Below are 17786 nucleotides of genomic sequence, written 5' to 3' on the forward strand. Positions count from 1 at the left end.
ACAGATACTTCGCTTGTAGGTTCTGCATTCTGAATTCTAAGTTCTGCAGTAATTAGGAGGAAATTACCGATGGTAGTCCGCAGCCCGGCTGCCCCCCCGAAACCTTGGTCAAATTCAGTGGAGCCGAAGATTGAACCAAGTGCATACGTGCATTCACTGTCTAACTTGAGTGGAGATGTAACTATTGGAGCAAATGTAGTCATTGCTCCTGGAACTTCTATCATTGCTGATGAAGGCGCTCCTTTCCATATCGGTGAAGGAACTAATATACAAGATGGTGTTGTCGTTCATGGTCTAGAACAAGGTCGCGTTATCGGGGACGACGAAAAACAGTACTCTGTGTGGATTGGGAAAAATACCTCGATTACTCACATGTCACTGATTCATGGTCCTGCTTATATCGGAGATAACTGTTTTATTGGCTTTCGTTCGACAGTGTTTAACGCCCGAGTCGGTCATGGCTGCATTATTATGATGCACGCCTTGATTCAAGATGTAGAAATTCCTGCAGGTAAGTACGTCCCTTCAGGCGCAGTTATCACGAACCAACAGCAAGCCGATTACCTGCCCGATGTTGAATCAGAAGATATGGAGTTCACCAGTCTTGTGGTGGGTATGAATGATGCCTTAAAAGCAGGATATGAACGTGCTAGCGAAAGCACTACACCAATTCGTAACGAGCTTGTCAGCACCTCAAGCTCAACTAATTCAAATGGTTCCAGCCGCAGTTTTTCTACTTCTTCTATGATGACAAGTCCTTACCTTAGCCAAGACACAGTAGCACAAGTCCGACAATTATTACAGCAAGGCTATAAAATCGGTACCGAACACGTTAATGAACGAAAATTCCGCACAGGTTCTTGGCAAAGCTGTAGTCCAATTAATACCAATCGCGAAGCTGAAGTGATCGCCGAACTCGAAGCTTGCATGGAAAATCATGCCGGCGAGTACGTGCGGATGTTTGGCATTGATCCAAAAGGCAAGCGCCGTGTAATGGAAAGCATTATCCAGCGCCCCGATGGTTCGCAAGTCGCAAAACCAGCGGCAATGGCAAAAGGAAGCAGTTACCAATCATCAGTTGGCTCGATAGCATCGAGTAGACATATAAATCAATATACAGCTTCACAAGTCCGACATTTAATTCAGCAAGGCTATAAAATCGGTACCGAACACGTTGATGAACGGAGATTCCGCACAGGTTCTTGGCAAAGCTGTACTCCAATTACTGCCAGCAGTGAATCACAAGCGATCGCCGAACTCGAAACATGTATGGCAAATCATACAGGCGAGTATGTGCGGATGTTTGGTATTGATCCAAAAGGCAAGCGCCGCGTGATGGAAAGCATTATTCAACGCCCCAACAGTAAAGAAGTACAGCCAGCTAGCTCAAGTCATAGCAGCGATCGCCAGCGGCAACCAGCACCAGCTTATAACAAACAATCATCAGCCAGTACGCGTTTACAGCCAGAAGTTGTTGAACAAATTCGTCAACTGATTGCTCAAGGCAATCGAGTCAGTGCTGAACACGTTGATCAACGGCGCTTCCGTACAGGTTCCTGGGCAAGTTGTGGACAGGTTGACAGCACCAATGCATCTGCAGCGATCGCGGCAATTGAATCATTTTTATCTGAGTATGAAGGAGAATACGTCCGCTTAATTGGTATTGATGCAAATAAGCGACGGATCTTAGAAACGATTATTCAGCGTCCTTAAACTAAGTGTCGGCTACAACAAGTGACAATTCCGTTAGACTTGTGGGTAGCTTGAACCAGCTTAGTGACATTTTATCCGGCGATCGAGGTTCCAATTCCAATGTATGTGCCGCCACTGCGTCCGCCTAATTATGATGATACCTACATCAGTGGCGAAGTAACCATTGATCCGAGTGCGGCGATCGCACCAGGAGTGCTCTTGCAAGCAAGTCCCAATTGCCAGATTATTATTGGTGCTGGGGTTTGTATTGGTATGGGTTCAATTCTTCACGCTTATGAAGGCATATTAGAAATAGAGACAGGAGCAAATTTAGGCTCTGGTGTTTTAATACTAGGCAAAGGAAAAATTGGGGCAAATGCATGTATTGGTTCCACAGCTACTATCCTTAATTCTTCTATCGAACCACAACAAGTCGTCTTACCAGGTTCGCTGATTGGAGACAAAAGTCGTGTAGTTGTGGCACACACATCTGTGGCGGGCATTGATACAATCAATGAAACCGCCTCCCTTTCTCTTGAAGAAACAAATGGTGATAATTCTCCTGCGATGAATAACTCACCGTCGTCAACGCCAGAACCTCCTGAATCTGAACCTAGTGAGACAACACCTTTGCAGCAACCTACAAGTCAAAAAGTCTATGGACAAGCACAATTAAATCGTATGCTGTCAACAATGTTTCCTTACCGCCAAGCCTTGAACCGCCCTATACAAGATGGTCAGTCTCCTTCTGATCAGCCTTAATTCTATATTCTGGTCTGTTCACATGGAGGTCTAAGATGGAGACACCAAACCAAGGATACGCTCCCAGGGAGCAGTTCAGTAAAAAAGATGATCTCCGAGAAAGTGCCTTGGGTTTAGTTTCAACTTTAAGCTTTCCGGCAATTATCCAAACTGCTGATGCCATGCTGAAGTCCTCTGAAGTGACTTTAGTAGGATTTGAGAAAATTGGCAGTGGTCACTGTACTGCGATCGTACGTGGTAAAGTTGCTAGCATTCGCTTGGCAGTGGAAGCAGGAGCACAAACAGCTGCAGAATTTGGTCAGCTTGTTTCAACGTTGGTCATACCACGACCTCTACCCAATTTGGACGTTGTTTTTCCGATTGGTAATCGCTTGTCTGATCTAGCTCAGTTTGAGCGCGACATTCGCGTTAGTAGTCAAGCAATCGGTTTATTGGAAACACGCGGTTTTCCAGTTATGGTTGGGGCAGCTGATGCCATGCTCAAAGCTGCTGACGTGAAACTCATGTCTTACGAAAAGATTGGCGCGGGACTATGTACCGCAATCATTCGCGGAGCAGTTGCCGATGTTGTGGTAGCAGTAGAAGCAGGAATGCAGGAAGCATTACGCATTGACGCAAATTCGTTAAATGCAGTGACAGTCATCCCCAGACCTTTAGATGATTTAGAGCAAAGCCTACCTCTAGCAAGCTGCTTGCTTGAAGATCAGCCTAAGCCCTTGAAACTACCAGTAGCAATTAAAGATAAAACACCCGAAGCAGAGTTGATTAAGCTACCAGATTTGGCAACTATTCCGGTAGAAATTAATCAAGCAGAAATTAATCAAGAGGAGTAAATTTTATAACGTCTATAGTACAATCTCCTTTTCTATAATGTTTGCTTGTTGGTGGAGTCAAACCGAAGTAACAGCCTTGTATCGGATTTGATTGGTACCCTGGATGCCAAAACAAGAAAAGCGCTGCACACTGATAGTATGATGAGAGTAGCATCTCTGAGTGTGGTCAAAAACCACAAACGCAGATGGGAAAGTAGTTATGGCTCGCATAGCAAACTATTTAAATGTACAACGCTGTGACAGAAGGGATCTTACGCTCTTGTTGTTGTTTTGATAATAACCGCAAATTCTTATAAAGAAAAGCCATTATTTCTAATAGTAAGAATAGAATGTGCTCTATAGATCCTCCTTGAACTTTGAAGGAGAGGGAACCTTGAAGCAAGCAACGCTTCATCAGTTAAAGGTATTTGAAGCCGCTGCACGACATGGTAGCTTTACACGGGCAGCAGAAGAATTATTTCTGACTCAACCTACTGTCTCGATGCAGGTTAAACAACTGACAAAAGCAATAGGTTTACCACTGTTTGAGCAAGTCGGTAAACGTCTTTACTTGACAGAAGCCGGCAAAGAATTATTTACGACTTGTCGAGCCATATTTGAGGAATTAGCTCAGTTGGAAATGACTGTGGCTGATCTCAAGGGCTTAAAGCAAGGACAATTACGCCTAGCCGTTATTACAACTGCTAAGTACTTTGTACCTCGTCTATTAGGACCATTTTGCCAGCGCTATCCTGGCATTGATATTGCGTTACAAGTCACTAATCACTCCGGCATTCTCGAACGATTAACGGATAATTTGGATGATTTGTATGTCATGAGCCAGGTTCCAGAACATTTAGATGTCGTGTTTCAACCGTTTTTGGATAATCCTCTTGTCGTGTTGGCACCGGTAAATCATCCTTTAGCTCATGAAAAAAATATTTCGCTCTCACGGCTTGCTGAAGAACCTTTTATTATGCGCGAACCAGGTTCAGGAACGCGTAAAGCAGTTCAACAACTCTTTGCTACACATGAAACTACAGTGAAAGTCAAGTTGGAACTAGGCAGTAACGAAGCAATTAAACAAGCGATCGCCGGTGGTTTGGGACTTTCTGTCTTATCTCGTCATACCTTGACCCCAGACGGAGCAAACAGTGAATTGAAGGTATTGGATGTAGAACATTTTCCCATTCATCGTAACTGGTACGTTGTCTATCCCAACGGTAAGCAACTCTCGGTTGTAGCGCGTACTTACTTAGAATATTTGCTCGATGCTGCTAAACAATTTTCTACTTCAGCATCGAGTTCATCAGATTAGTCTTAGAAATCTCAATCTGTAGTGGCATAGCTTGAGTTGTTTTCGCTAAAATGCCTACTAACCAATTTATATATCTACACCCCAGTTGTTATTTTGGTCAGAAAATAAATTCAGGTGCTGATCTCTTATTAAAGTTGTAGGTTTTGTTTAACCGATTGCTAAGGATTTACTTGATTAAACAGCTATATTAAATATGATTAAATACTGAGATTAATCCATCTATAAATAAGCAGACTAGGCACACATGTCTGCTTATTATCAATTAACTTCTACCACGAAAACGGCGCTTACGTCTTCTAGCCACTTCTTTGCGCTTCCGCTTTTCAATGGGAGTTTCAAAGTGACGTTTACTCTTGATATCTGGTAAAATCCCTGCTTTAGAGACTTGACGTTTAAATCTCCTTAGTGCTGACTCAAAATTTTCATTTTCACCGACTACAACTTGGGTCATTCTATTTCCTCTTAACTACAATGCATAGCATTTATGACAATCTCAATTCAAAAAAATCAGTTATGACGTCAGTGCTATTCAATTCTTATAAATAGGTTCTCAATGACGAATAACAAAATATGAAAAAACTCTAGCTATAGTTAATTAACTGAATTGAATTGGGTATAATTTCTGAAAAGGATAGTGTCTAATAATAAAAAATGAAAGGTAGTAAAATAACTAGAGAGCCTTTCTCTCTTATCTTTACTTTTCAGAAGACATTCAATTTTTGAACTTTCAATAATATCATGTATCAGTGGCATTTGCAACTGTTGCAAATACACTCCTTGGCATTACTGCTGATATCAGCGTATTTAACTCAGTTACTTAAGTTAACTTCTGCAAGAGTATCAAGACTTAGTAGCGTTTTGAATAATTCTGGTTTCTGTCACCCCAGTTTCCACCACCTGAACGTCTGTCCTCACGTGGTTTAGCTTTGTTGACTTTCATTGTTCTTCCCATCCATTCTGCACCATCGAGAGCTTCGATTGCGCTAGTTTCGGCAGCTTCACTTTCCATTTCTACAAATCCGAAGCCTCGAGGAAGACCAGTTTCACGATCTGTTGGTAATTGTACGCGCTTCACAGTACCATATTCAGCAAAGATACTGCTAAGATCTTCTTGTGTAACTTCAAAGGACAAGTTACCCACGTAAATTGACATTGAATCTCTCCTGCATCGACTTTTGTAGAGAGTTCGATCCGGAGAGGCGCTTGTGAATTAAGAACAAACAACTACCGCCGAATTTACTTCTCGCTTACCAGCTTAACATACAACTTATATATGTAGAGATCAGGGGTCAGGGGTCAGAGATGAGAATGAAATTGGTTCTGAGCTTCTAGAGTGTCCTAATTTTTGCAGGTAGATGAGCTTAGTTCAACGATGCTGGTAATTGAGTCAAGATTAACAGCACACAAGAACTGATGGAGTTGATCATAATGAGAATAAAAACTCATATCTATGAATACTCATCAATTACCAACCCCGACTTTTTTTGCTCCTAGTAAAGTTAATGAAATATGGCGTGTTCCTTACGAACAACGCGCGCAAGAAGCAGCATCATGGGCGCAAGAGTACAACATTACACCAGCCAGCAAAGATAAAATTCGCATTGGGTTGCTTTTGATTGATGTCCAGAATACCTTTTGTATTCCTGGATTTGAATTATTTGTTGGTGGTAGATCTGGTACAGGCGCGGTTGAAGATAATGCACGTTTGTGTGAATTTATCTATCGCCATTTAGGTGTGATTAGTGCGATCGCCGCCACAATGGATACTCATACTGCAATGCAAATTTTCCATCCTGTATTTTGGGTTAACTCCTCTGGTACTCATCCCGCACCTGCAACATTAATTACACCTGATGAAGTAGAGCAAGGTATCTGGAAAGTCAATCCTGCTGTCGCGGCGAGTATTAGTAGCAAAGATCATCAAGCACTACAAAACCACGCTTTACACTATGTTAATCAACTAACACATCACGGTAAATATCCTTTAACCGTATGGCCTTACCATGCCATGCTAGGTGGTATTAGTCATGCTTTGGTTTCTGCGGTAGAAGAAGCCGTGTTTTTCCATACAATTGCCCGTAATACTCAAGCAAGATTTGAAATTAAAGGTAACAATCCATTAACCGAAAATTATTCAGTACTGCATCCTGAAGTATTAACAGGTGTTGATGGTCGAGCGATCGCGCGAAAAAATACAGAGTTAATTCAGTATTTATTAGAATTTGACAAACTTATTATTGCAGGTCAAGCGAAAAGTCACTGCGTCGCTTGGACAATTGATGATTTATTAACAGAAATTAAATCGGTTAATTCCAGCCTGGCACAAAAAATTTATTTACTAGAAAATTGCACATCTCCCGTTGTTATTCCTGATGTAGTAGATTACACCGAACAGGCTGAAGCAGCTTTTGAACGCTTTGCGGCGGCGGGAATGCATTTGGTTAAATCGAGTGAAGCGGGTGATTGGTTATTGTAATGCAAATTTGGCAAGCATCGAAATCTTGGCAGGTTGGGTTAGTTTTAATCATCGGAGTATTTGGTACTTCAGCTGCATCAATTTTTGTGCGGTTAGCATTTGCAGCAGTACCAGGTGTTCCTAGTGTTGGATTTAGTCTTGTTCTATCCGCAGCGCGTTTGACAATTTCTGCGATACTACTACTACCAGCTTGGCATCATCTGCGCTCATCTCCACCTAGACGTATATCTATATACTATGCATTAGTAGCAGGTATTTGCTTAGCGCTACACTTTGCAACGTGGATCACTTCGCTTGCTTTTACCTCAATTGCTGCTGCATCGACTTTAGTAAATAGTACACCAATTTGGGTGGCGCTACTTTCGTGGTTATGGCTGCGTGAAAAGCTATCATATATGACTCTTGTAGGAATCGGTGTTGCACTTGCAGGCGGTATTGTTATTGCATTAGGAGGTGCTGGGGTAGATTCTTTTGCAAGTAACTCCCTACTGGGAAATTTTCTGGCACTTTTTGGTGCTTGGATGTACAGTTTGTATCTACTCCTCGGACGTCAAGCTCAACAAGAAGGATTAGGATTAGGCAGCTATATTACAATTGCTTACACTACAGGAGCTTTAGTATTACTGCCGTTGCCAGGAGTGTTGGGTGTATCTTATACAGGCTATCCATCTATCGTCTATGCTTACATACTACTAATCGCGCTTTTCTCGCAAATGATCGGGCATACTAGCCTGAACTGGGGAATGCGCTGGCTTTCACCAACGTTTGTCACGCTTGCTGCTTTATTTGAACCTGTTGGTGCTAGTTTTCTCGCTTATTTCCTGCTGGATGAATTACCAGGGCGTTTAACAATTGTAGGTGCAGCTATTTTATTAGTGGGAGTAGCTTGTGCGATCGTGGGAGCGAGGCAAAAATAAATTAAATCGAGCTAATGAAACCAAGATGAAGCTTTTTCATCTCGGTATTATCTATTTATTAATGAAGTGTGGCAAGGATTGTGATACTTAGTATTTTGCTCGTTTTGAGTTTGTATTCGACATTGGCTCAACTGTTGCTATAACCTCTCCTGTTTGGCTAGTGTCGTATCCACCTAATGCTTCTAGTTGCGAGAGAACTCGCCGATGCCCTAATGTACTAAGTAATTGTTGCACAGGAGCTTCATCTAGGTAAGGTTTAAGAATAACTAAATCATATCGGGAACGATGCAGTGGTAGAAATTCCAAACCAAAGGCAGCAGCGACTGATGCAGTGCTGACTCCTGCGGTTACTTTACCTGTTGCGATCGCGTGAGCAACCTCTAGATGTCCGCGTACAATCTGTTCAAAACCCTTGACAGATTTAACATTAATGCCTGCTTGCTGAAGCGATCGCTCTAACAACTGGCGGCTACCAGATCCTATTTCTCGGTTCACAATTGTAACTCCAGGTAAAGTTAAATCCTCTACAGATTTGAGGTTGAGTGGATTTCCTGGCTGAATCATTAATCCCTCTTCCCAACTTCCCAAATTAATCAAAACAGCTGTGTTATTTTGTAAAACAGCTTGCACGAAAGTAACATTGTGTTCCTGAGTAGCAGAATCATATAAATGCATCCCTGCAATGTGAACTTCCCCTCGACAGAGCCGATGCAACGCAGTCATACTGTTGTCAGATGTCCAATGAACGCGCAATTCGGGATGCCAACGTTCTGCTGCCCGTGCCCATAGTGAGAGGGCTGGCGTGCAGCCTGCCAAAACGACCGTATGATGCAGTTTTTCTAGATCGTCTAGTAACTTAACTTGTGTCGAGGAAGATGAATCATACTTGCCTTCTCCATCAGCAGGAATCATCTCCATGCGAAAGGCATCATTGCCCAACAACGGATAAGCTATCCAGCGATCGCCGACTCGCGCTAGGCTTAAGCGTAGTGCTTTGCCAGTAGGAGTATGCTGTGCCGGAACTGCTTCAATTTGAGGAGTATCTTGTTCCAACCAGAATAAATCTTCGACTTGACATCCCAATGCCTTTGCCAAGCGGAGTGCTACGGTAGTTGATGGGGCATATTGTCCAGATTCCACACCACCAATGGTTTGTCGAGAGACACCTGCAATCACAGCTAAGTCTTGCTGACTCATACCTAGGCGCAGCCGAATTTGCTTTAAGTTGTTGTAAAGATCGTGTTGCTTCACACTGCTTGATTAAATTCCTTGAGAACTGGCACGCAGCTGTAGTTAACATAAGTAGTTTTGGCATCTGTTACCCAAACCTGCATTTACATTACCAGATTTCACATAGGCTGAAAGCTATCAATGGTTATTGTTGATAACTCAATAATAGACCTCCTGCATGAATCGAAAAACTACCCTTGTCATTCTGAACCCTTCGCTGGCGCTCAAGGGCAGGTTCCACGCAGTGGAGTGTTCGCGCAGCGTTGCCGTAGGCTAGAATCTCAAGAGATGTTTCAGGTATTCCCGCAGGAAGTCTAATGAATTCTTTACGCGGATTGTAACGGTTGTGTCAATCGTTGAGTAAAAATAATCGACGTGAATCTAGGCAAGCAAACCACGGTAAGGGACGGACTTTCAGGCGTTCCCAATTGTCCTTAAAGACTTCTGCCTGAAGGTTATAATCGTCTGTGTTAATAGGTGGTTCTTGCAACTTCAGATACAAAGTCATACGATGGGGCGTTTCACTTGTCCAAACTAACCAACAGGGAAACGTATTTTCCTGATGTTGATCTGGAAAGGTAATTTGATGGGCACGAATACCCACATGGGTATGCAGCGAAGACATAGGTTCAGGGGATTTAAGGGTACAGTTCCAATCCAGCGCTTGAAGTGTCTGAAAGTCTATCAGTTGAATTCTCGAAATATTTTTACAGCCTGTTAGTTGGGCAACAGTTAGTGTGTTAGGGTTTTCAAAAACGGTTTGTTTATGTCCATCCGCAACAATCTTACCAGCAGAGAGAACAATTAATTTCTGGCAAATTCGGTAAGCTTCCTCTAGATTATGGCTGACAAATAAAGTTAATCCTTGGTAGCTAGACAAGGTTTTAATCAATTGCTTTTCTAGTTCGCTGCGTAAATGAGTGTCAAGGGCAGAAAATGGCTCATCTAATAGCAAAATTTCTGGATGAGTTGCTAATGCTCTAGCTAGCGCCACCCGTTGTTGTTGTCCACCAGATAGCTGATAGGGATAGCGATGCTCAAATCCTACTAGTTTGACCTGTTCTATTTGAGTGGCGACGTGTTTCGCTTGCAACTTCTTAGATAAGCCTTTTAGACCATAGGCAATGTTTTGGGCAATAGTAAGATGAGGAAACAGAGCATAGTTTTGAAAAAGGAAACCGACGCGGCGATCGCGACTAGGCAGATTAATTCCCTTACGGGAGTCATATAAAATCCGGTCATTTAGCACGATGACTCCACTGGTGGGTGTTTCAATTCCTGCAATACAGCGGAGGGTCATACTTTTGCCTGAACCCGAACTACCTAAAATTCCTAGCACTTCTCGCTCAACGGTAAAAGCGACTGCTAGAGAATAACTGGGAAGTTGCTTTTGAATATCGACGATGAGTTGCATTGAATGCTTGCAGTTTCTTGTGCTGTTGTTGACTCTGGGGTTGTTGTGATTCTAGATATCGCACCCACCAAAGCAAAGCAAAGGCGATCGCACTCATGATGAGCACCATGATGTTTGCTAATTCATACCGTTGCATTTGTACTGCATCATAGATAGCTAAGGGCAATGTTTGCGTTCTTCCAGGGATACTACCTGCAACCATTAAGGTGGCTCCAAATTCTCCGAGTCCTCGCGCCACACTCAACCCAAATCCAGCTAAAATGCCTCGATAAGCCACAGGAATTGCAATCCGCCAGAGGACTTCTAGTTCTGTTGAACCGAGGGTACGGGCTGCTGCTTCTAATTCAGGATCGACATTGGCGATCGCGGCTCTGGTTGATTCAACCATTAAAGGAAATGCGACAATAGCAGAGGCGATCGCTCCAGCTTGCCAGGTAAATAATAAATCAATACCAAACCATTCTTTGATCGGGCTGCCTCTTCCCAATACCAGCAACAAGAAATAGCCTACGACACTCGGTGGCAATACTAACGGCAAATTCAGCAGTGTGGAAACAATAATCTGCCCTGAAAATTGTTTTCTTGCCAGCAAGATTCCTATGCTTAGACCAAATACCAGAATCAAAATGCTGGCAACGATTGTGACTTGCAAAGACAAAATAAACGGCTGCCAGATCATGATAACGGTTCCTCTCCTGGTAAAACAAAGCCATATTTGCGCATCAAAGGTCTTCCCTGTTCGCCATTGATAAAAGCGGCGAATTGCTTGGCTACCTCTGGATGACGGGCATTTTTGGGAACTGCTAGCATTTGTTCGAGTGGTTGATGTAAATTGGCAGGAAGCAAAATCCACTTGCCTGGTTTATTGATACTGATGGAAAGCGCGGCGATCGCGATATCTGCATTTCCTGTTTCTGCATATTGCTGTGTTTGTCTGATATTTTCTCCAAAAACAAGCTTCGGTTGCAGTTCTTCCCAAATGCCTGCCGATTGCAGGGCTTCTTGTGCTGCGACACCATAGGGTGCGTGGTTGGGATTGGCGATCGCGACTCGCTGAATCTGCGGTTGAGTTAAGTCTTTGATGTTTTGAATATTCAGGGGGCTATCTTCTCTGTGCCAAAGTGTAATGCGTCCTATCCCGTACAATGCCTTTGTTTCTGGTAGAATTAATCCTTTTTGGTCTAAATCATTGACAAATTGCTTATTAGCTGCTGCAAACAAATCGACAGGTGCACCCCGCTCAATTTGCTGGGCAAGTTGCCCTGTTGATCCCAAGTTAAACGTTACCTGATTTCCTGTTTCTTGTTCCCACAGCTTACCAATCTCTGGAAAGACGTCGTTTAAATCTGCGGCTGCGGACACAGTCAAGGAGATTGTCTCAGCCGGAGGTGAGGGAGAAGTCACTAAAGTAGGCGTACTGACAGTAGAAACTCCACATGCTGTTAAACAACCGATGAGAGCGAGAACTAAAAACCACAAGTGCTTTTTCATGATTTGCTCACAATGTCGCTATCACTGCAGACAAGGCAAGTATTATCTATACAATGCCAATATACTTGCATAATTTTATGTTCTACTTAGCAGTGCCACAGTTGTTCACAGTTAATGGCTAGCAGGTGCAAATGCAAATATGTATTGCTCAAGCTTGGAACAATCAACGTATAGCTATGGAAATGAGGCTCGTAGTTCTCTTAAAGGCAATGTCAAAGCCTTTGTTGCTGGAGCTATTTTATAGCGCGATCGCCCTCGTTGCCACGGGCTAAGTAAATTTTTTTGCTCCAATTTGTCACAATTGATGCGGCATCTAAATATAAGGAGGCGATCGCGCTAGCCAATTTAATTCATGTTAACTTCAGATCGCCTACCTAAAAGTTCGTTCTATTGTGCTTATGTTGTCATTGACATGACAGGCTCTTTTTTGACTGGTGCAACACCAGCTAAGTCTAAAATTTGTGGAATCAAATCTTCGCGCTTAACTGCCATCATATGGACACCTTGACATAATTCGCGAGCGATTTGGACTTGCTCTGCTGCAATTTTGACTCCTTCTTGGAGAGGATCTTGCGCTTGTTCTAAACGGTCAATAATATGTTGTGGAATATTGACTCCAGGAACACAGCGATTAATAAATTGGGCATTTTTAGCAGATTTTAATAAAAAGATACCCGCCATGATTGGCTTACCACAGCCATTGGCGATTTTATCCATAAATTTTTCTAGACGATCAAAATCTGTAATGAGTTGACTTTGGAAAAACTGCGCCCCAGCTTCAAGTTTACGGTCAAATCGACTTTGTAACCCTGACCAGCTTGCGAGTTGTGGATCGACTGCTGCACCAGGAAATAAATCTGTTGCACCATCAGTGAGAGGTTGATCGCAACAATCCATCCCAGAGTTCATTTTATGAATTAATTTGAGCAGTCGGATAGATTCGAGGTCAAACACACTTTTGGCATCTACATGATCGCCTGCTTTTACAGGGTCGCCCGTGAGCGCTAAAATATTGCGGATGCCGAGAGCATAAGCACCCATAAGATCTGCTTGGAGTCCAATACGGTTGCGATCGCGACAGGCAATTTGACAAATTGGCTCAATTCCGTACTGTAACAATATCACCGAAGCCGCTAGCGAAGACATCCGCAGCACTGCCCTACTACCATCAGTAATATTCACCGCGTGGACGCGATCTTTGAGTTGTTGTGCCATTTGCACCATATGCGCTGGATTGCTACCTTTGGGTGGTGCAACTTCAGCCGTGATTAAAAAGTCACCCTGAATAATGGCAGTGCGTAATGAGTTTAAAGAAGTTCCGTTTAAATTATTTAGCATTAGATCGTGCAAATTAAATTTTATATTTTTCTAGCAATTACACTGGCATAGAATAGCCCAAAGATGATTTCACTTTGTTCAGGGTTTGGTTCGCGATCGCTTCTGCTTTTTCTCGTCCTGAACGTAAGACCGACTCTAAATAGCCTTTATCGTTCATGACTGCATGATATTTGTCTTGGATTGGTTTAAGGGCTGCGATCGCTGTTTCTGCGAGTAGCGGTTTAAATTGTCCCCAGCCCATATCTTGACACTCAGCCGCAACTTCTTGCTTTGACTTGCCCGAAAGCAGCATATAGAGTGTTAACAAATTATGACATTCAGGGCGTTCTGGGTCATCAAACGTTAAACCCTTGATTGGATCAGTTTTACAGCGCTTAATCTTTTGTTGAATTTGTTCTGGAGTATCGAGTAAATTAATCCGACTAGCATCTGACGGATCGGATTTAGACATTTTGCGCGTACCATCTGTCAAACTCATCACCCGCGCACCTTCTTTGCGAATGAGTGGATCTGGTAACTTAAGTACTGGATTTTCTCTGGCAAATTGATAGTTGAACCGCGCTGCAATATCGCGGGTAAGTTCTAAGTGTTGCTTTTGATCCTCACCGACAGGTACTTTATCTGCTTGATACAGCAAAATATCTGCTGCCATTAATACGGGATAATCAAGTAAGCCTGTACTGACATTTTCTCCTTGCTTGATTGCCTTTTCCTTAAACTGGATCATGTCTTGCAGCCAGTTCAAGGGCGTAATGCAATTGAGTAGCCATGTCAACTCACTATGGGCGCAAATGTGGGATTGGACAAATATAGTCGAATGATTTATGTCAAGACCACTCGCCAGATATATAGCAGCCATATTATACGTATTAGTTGCTAGTGTTGCTGGATCGTGCGGTACGGTTATAGCGTGTAAGTCTGCTATGAATAAGAAGTTCTCGTATTCGCTTTGCCCTTCTACCCAATTGCGAATTGCACCTAGATAATTACCTAAGTGTAAATTACCAGTTGATTGAATCCCAGATAGAACGCGCTGCTTAGCCATTGATTTTAATTGATTGTTTACGCAATAACTGCCCAAAAATTATAGTAGGTATCTTTTTAGTTACTAGTTTCCAATTATGACTCAATCTTCCCCAAATCCGATGACTCTGCTGCGCCAATGCCTCAAATTAGCGCAAGAAGTTTCTACCCATGCTCAAGCAAATGAAGAATTTACCCAACTGCGTGATGGTATCGCAGCAACAAACCCCCAAGCAGCAGAATTGATGGATATACTCTGGCAAGATGTTATTGCTGCACGACGTTCAGCAGAGTTTTGGCACGAGATGAGCAACGTAGAAAAAGACTTAAGTAACCGGATGATGGAAAATATGGCACAATTACGCCAAAATTACTTACGTCTGATGCAGGAGATGTAGAGAAGAGAGCAGAGGAAGCAGAGGGGAATACTTTTTTCTATCTACTCAAAACTCATAATTCAAAACTCAAAACTAGCCACTCACCACACTTCATGAACAAATTTTTATAAATATTGATATTGGTGAATTTTTAGTACTTTTTGACACCAGTGGCAGTAAGTTTAGGTAATTGATCCCCCATGCAGGGACTATATCCCTTCAACATTCTTTGCCAATTTGGAGTACGTGCCCATGAAAGCATTACTGCTATGGCCCGTTATGCCTAATTCTTTCTGGTCGTACCAGGAAACATTAAATTTAGCAGGTTTGCGCTCAACAAATCCACCGCTTGGTTTAATTACGATCGCCGCAATGTTGCCAGCTGAGTGGGAAATTCGCTTTGTAGACCGCAATATCCGCTTTGAAACGGAGGATGACTGGGCTTGGTGCGACTTGGTCATCATATCAGCAATGATTATCCAAAAACAAGACTTTCGCGAACTCATCCAAAAAGGGGTTGCGTTAGGGAAGAAAGTTGCTGTAGGTGGTCCATACCCGACATCTGTACCAAAGATTGCATTAGATGCAGGAGCGCATTATCTTATTTTGGATGAAGGGGAATGCACAATTCCCATGTTTTTAGAAGCTTTAGCACGTGGCGAAGCCTGTGGGATATTCCGATCGCCAGAAAAACCTGATGTAACGCAAACACCAATTGCACGGTACGACTTACTTGATTTAAACGCCTACTTAGCAGTTACAGTTCAGTTTTCCCGTGGTTGTCCTTTTCAGTGCGAATTCTGTGACATTATTAACTTGTACGGACGCAAGCCTCGCACAAAAACCCCAGAGCAAATGTTGCAAGAATTTCAAGTTCTTTATGACTTGGGTTGGCGGCGATACGTATTTGTTGTTGATGATAATTTTATTGGCAATAAACGGAATGCAAAAGTATTTTTAAAGGCATTGATTCCGTGGATGGAAGCGCATGATTATCCCTTCATTTTATTAACTGAAGCTTCGCTAAATTTAGCTGAAGATGATGAATTAGTTGAACTCATGGTAAAAGCTGGTTTTACTATGGTGTTTATGGGGATTGAAACTCCGGATACAGATAGTTTAGTAGGCATTCATAAATTACAAAATACTCGTCAAGATTTGATTGAATCTTGTCATAAAATTACCCGTGCCGGACTGCAAATTATGTCTGGTTTTATTATGGGATTTGATAACGAACGTCCTGGTGCAGGAAAACGAATTCAAACATTCATTGAAGAAACAGGAATTCCACAGTGTCAATTTAGTTTATTGCAAGCATTACAAAATACAGCAATGTGGAATCGCCTGCAAAAAGAAGGGCGACTAGTTGACGGTTTAGGGACGATTCACCAAGGTGCAATTATGAATTTTGTGCCGACTCGTCCGGTAGAAGAGTTAACGGAAGAATATATCGATGCCTTCTGGAATATTTATGAACCAATGCCATATTTGAAACGTACGTTTCGTCACTTTCGGATGATGAATGGCTGGCGGGGTAAAACAAAACGCCCAGTAACAATGACTGAATTGCAGTTATTTGCTGCGCTTTGTTGGCGACAGGGTTTGTTGCGTTCGACGCGATTTCGTTTTTGGTGGCAATTAGGGGCGATCGCACTGACAAAACCACGTCTGGTATATGATTACTTAGTTGCCTTAGGTGCAGGCGAACACTTTTTCCACTACCGCTACCAAGTGCGAGAACAATTGCAAGTACAACTGAGTACAATCAAACAAGCAAAGCAACAGGAGTTATTAGCTGTTAGCTAATTGTTTACTCGCTTAAACGTTGACGCAGCCATAAAGCGAAAAAGGGAAGTGCTAAACGATAATTCTGTTCAGAACCGTAGATCAAGCCTTTTTGCTGTAATCCTATCAATGCACCTTGTAGACTTCCACCACGAGAAAGCCCGTGTTTTTGAATATACTCTCGGCTTTGTGGTTTACTTGTAGGATCTAACGCAAGACATTCTAAAAGTTGCACTTGACTTGCAGGTAAAAGCATGAGTAATGACTCGAAGGTGATTGACAAATCCTGTAATAACTCTTGAATTACTTGATGTACTTGTTCATCGCCAATGAACTCATCGGTACGACGGCTGACAAGGCGACGAATCAGTGTCATCGCATCGCCAATGTGTCCTTGAACTGCATCAATGAAAACGTCTATCGCTTGCGATCGTGAATCAAATGTTAGCCCCTGGGTATGTAAAATTTCTCTTGCCCATACTGCCAACACATCATCTGCTAAAGGAGTAAGTTCGACAACTTCTAGCGGGTATTCGGTATGCGTAATTTCTGCAATTGTAGCAATGAGTACGTAGCTGACTCGCGTCTGTAACTTAATTTCTCGCCTTAGCGTGTTTTCCCATTCACTATTGCGATCCCATGAGCGGAGGTGCGGAAAACTCTGTAAAATCAGCACAACACGTTTATTAACGACTTCGGCTAAAAGTTGCGGTAGCTGAATTAATCTTTCAAAGGCTTGCCATAGCTGCTTTGGTGTTACCGCAGGTGCGAGTTTCAGGTGAGTGCTGTTGTCGGTGATGTGAACTGTAAACAAATCTTTGGCAATTGTGTTAACCCACGTTTGCAGTAGCGTCGAGTCAAAGTTTTGACTAATTGCTTCTGCGAGTAATTCGATGAATTGCCTTCCTGCGATCGCGCGGATGCAATCTATTTCTAAAGCGATCGCTCCTACTTCTAAAGCCGCAGTTCTTACCAACGTCCGTCTTCCACACCCTGGTACTCCCGCAATCAAGAGATCTCCATCGCGGGCGAGAACTTCCACAATCTGTTGAAATTGAGCCGAACGCCCAATGATTTCTATCGAAGTAGACACATTTACTACATTCACGCACCTGTACCAATTTTGGATAGAACAAAGCTAACTGGTGAAA

The 17786-nt window shown here is 42.7% G+C and carries 18 protein-coding genes; 9 read left to right on the top strand and 9 right to left on the bottom strand.

Annotated elements, in window-relative coordinates; translation table 11 throughout:
- Positions 1-69: 69 nt before the first annotated feature.
- The 4 genes from ccmM (at position 70) to CSQ79_RS10735 (ending at position 4584) form a co-directional block, all read left to right on the top strand.
- Complete coding sequence (ccmM, locus tag CSQ79_RS10720; RefSeq protein ID WP_099701168.1) at positions 70-1713, top strand: beta-carboxysome scaffolding protein CcmM; 1644 nt, start codon at positions 70-72, stop codon at positions 1711-1713.
- Between the two features lie 63 nt (positions 1714-1776).
- On the top strand, positions 1777-2454 hold the full coding sequence (ccmN, locus tag CSQ79_RS10725) for a beta-carboxysome scaffolding protein CcmN (protein ID WP_289501018.1): 678 nt from the start codon (positions 1777-1779) through the stop codon (positions 2452-2454).
- Positions 2455-2489: 35 nt separating this feature from the next.
- On the top strand, positions 2490-3287 hold the full coding sequence (ccmO, locus tag CSQ79_RS10730; protein WP_099701169.1) for a beta-carboxysome assembly protein CcmO: 798 nt from the start codon (positions 2490-2492) through the stop codon (positions 3285-3287).
- A 373-nt stretch (positions 3288-3660) separates the two neighbouring features.
- Positions 3661-4584 (top strand): LysR family transcriptional regulator, encoded by a 924-nt coding sequence (locus CSQ79_RS10735; protein WP_099701354.1) that lies wholly within the window; start codon positions 3661-3663, stop codon positions 4582-4584.
- Between the two features lie 262 nt (positions 4585-4846).
- On the opposite strand, the gene rpsU is transcribed toward CSQ79_RS10735, so the two are convergent.
- Together rpsU and rbp are read right to left on the bottom strand one after the other, a co-directional pair.
- On the bottom strand, positions 4847-5035 hold the full coding sequence (gene rpsU, locus CSQ79_RS10740; RefSeq protein WP_099701170.1) for a 30S ribosomal protein S21: 189 nt from the start codon (positions 5033-5035) through the stop codon (positions 4847-4849).
- A gap of 396 nt (positions 5036-5431) precedes the next feature.
- Complete coding sequence (gene rbp, locus CSQ79_RS10745; RefSeq protein WP_099701171.1) at positions 5432-5737, bottom strand: RNA-binding regulator; 306 nt, start codon at positions 5735-5737, stop codon at positions 5432-5434.
- 297 nt (positions 5738-6034) lie between these two features.
- Between rbp and CSQ79_RS10750 the strand changes: the two genes are divergently transcribed.
- On the top strand, positions 6035-7060 hold the full coding sequence (locus tag CSQ79_RS10750) for a cysteine hydrolase family protein (RefSeq protein ID WP_099701172.1): 1026 nt from the start codon (positions 6035-6037) through the stop codon (positions 7058-7060).
- On the top strand, positions 7060-7977 hold the full coding sequence (locus CSQ79_RS10755) for a DMT family transporter (RefSeq protein WP_099701173.1): 918 nt from the start codon (positions 7060-7062) through the stop codon (positions 7975-7977). The genes CSQ79_RS10750 and CSQ79_RS10755 overlap by 1 nt, the downstream gene beginning before the upstream one ends.
- Before the next feature lie 87 nt (positions 7978-8064).
- On the opposite strand, the gene CSQ79_RS10760 is transcribed toward CSQ79_RS10755, so the two are convergent.
- The 4 genes from CSQ79_RS10760 to modA form a co-directional block, all read right to left on the bottom strand.
- Positions 8065-9228, bottom strand: coding sequence for an XRE family transcriptional regulator (locus tag CSQ79_RS10760; RefSeq protein WP_099701174.1), 1164 nt, complete (start codon positions 9226-9228; stop codon positions 8065-8067).
- 328 nt (positions 9229-9556) lie between these two features.
- Positions 9557-10621, bottom strand: coding sequence for a sulfate/molybdate ABC transporter ATP-binding protein (locus CSQ79_RS10765; RefSeq protein WP_099701175.1), 1065 nt, complete (start codon positions 10619-10621; stop codon positions 9557-9559).
- Positions 10554-11300 carry a molybdate ABC transporter permease subunit gene (gene modB, locus CSQ79_RS10770; protein WP_099701176.1) on the bottom strand — a complete coding sequence of 249 codons (747 nt, stop codon included), beginning with the start codon at positions 11298-11300 and terminating at the stop codon, positions 10554-10556. The genes CSQ79_RS10765 and modB overlap by 68 nt, the downstream gene beginning before the upstream one ends.
- Positions 11297-12112: a molybdate ABC transporter substrate-binding protein gene (gene modA / locus CSQ79_RS10775; RefSeq protein WP_099701177.1), complete on the bottom strand. Its 816-nt coding sequence runs from the start codon at positions 12110-12112 to the stop codon at positions 11297-11299. Before modA ends, modB begins: the two co-directional genes overlap by 4 nt.
- A gap of 131 nt (positions 12113-12243) precedes the next feature.
- Here modA and CSQ79_RS27665 point away from each other — a divergent pair, with 131 nt between their 5' ends.
- A complete protein-coding gene (locus CSQ79_RS27665; RefSeq protein WP_289501019.1) occupies positions 12244-12384 on the top strand; it encodes a hypothetical protein in 141 nt (46 codons plus the stop codon).
- 124 nt (positions 12385-12508) lie between these two features.
- Here CSQ79_RS27665 and CSQ79_RS10780 read toward each other — a convergent pair whose 3' ends face one another.
- Together CSQ79_RS10780 and trpS are read right to left on the bottom strand one after the other, a co-directional pair.
- Complete coding sequence (locus CSQ79_RS10780) at positions 12509-13450, bottom strand: methylenetetrahydrofolate reductase (protein WP_099701178.1); 942 nt, start codon at positions 13448-13450, stop codon at positions 12509-12511.
- 37 nt (positions 13451-13487) lie between these two features.
- A complete protein-coding gene (trpS, locus tag CSQ79_RS10785; RefSeq protein WP_099701179.1) occupies positions 13488-14495 on the bottom strand; it encodes a tryptophan--tRNA ligase in 1008 nt (335 codons plus the stop codon).
- A gap of 76 nt (positions 14496-14571) precedes the next feature.
- Between trpS and CSQ79_RS10790 the strand changes: the two genes are divergently transcribed.
- Positions 14572-14871 carry a hypothetical protein gene (locus CSQ79_RS10790; RefSeq protein WP_099701180.1) on the top strand — a complete coding sequence of 100 codons (300 nt, stop codon included), beginning with the start codon at positions 14572-14574 and terminating at the stop codon, positions 14869-14871.
- Positions 14872-15102: 231 nt separating this feature from the next.
- The gene (locus CSQ79_RS10795; RefSeq protein WP_099701181.1) at positions 15103-16656 is read left to right on the top strand and encodes a B12-binding domain-containing radical SAM protein; all 1554 of its coding nucleotides are present in this window, start codon (positions 15103-15105) and stop codon (positions 16654-16656) included.
- A gap of 4 nt (positions 16657-16660) precedes the next feature.
- On the opposite strand, the gene CSQ79_RS10800 is transcribed toward CSQ79_RS10795, so the two are convergent.
- Positions 16661-17764, bottom strand: coding sequence for a P-loop NTPase family protein (locus CSQ79_RS10800; protein WP_502693925.1), 1104 nt, complete (start codon positions 17762-17764; stop codon positions 16661-16663).
- Positions 17765-17786: the final 22 nt, after the last annotated feature.

Origin of the sequence: Gloeocapsopsis sp. IPPAS B-1203 (genome assembly GCF_002749975.1) — a bacterium.
Lineage (GTDB): Bacteria > Cyanobacteriota > Cyanobacteriia > Cyanobacteriales > Chroococcidiopsidaceae > Gloeocapsopsis.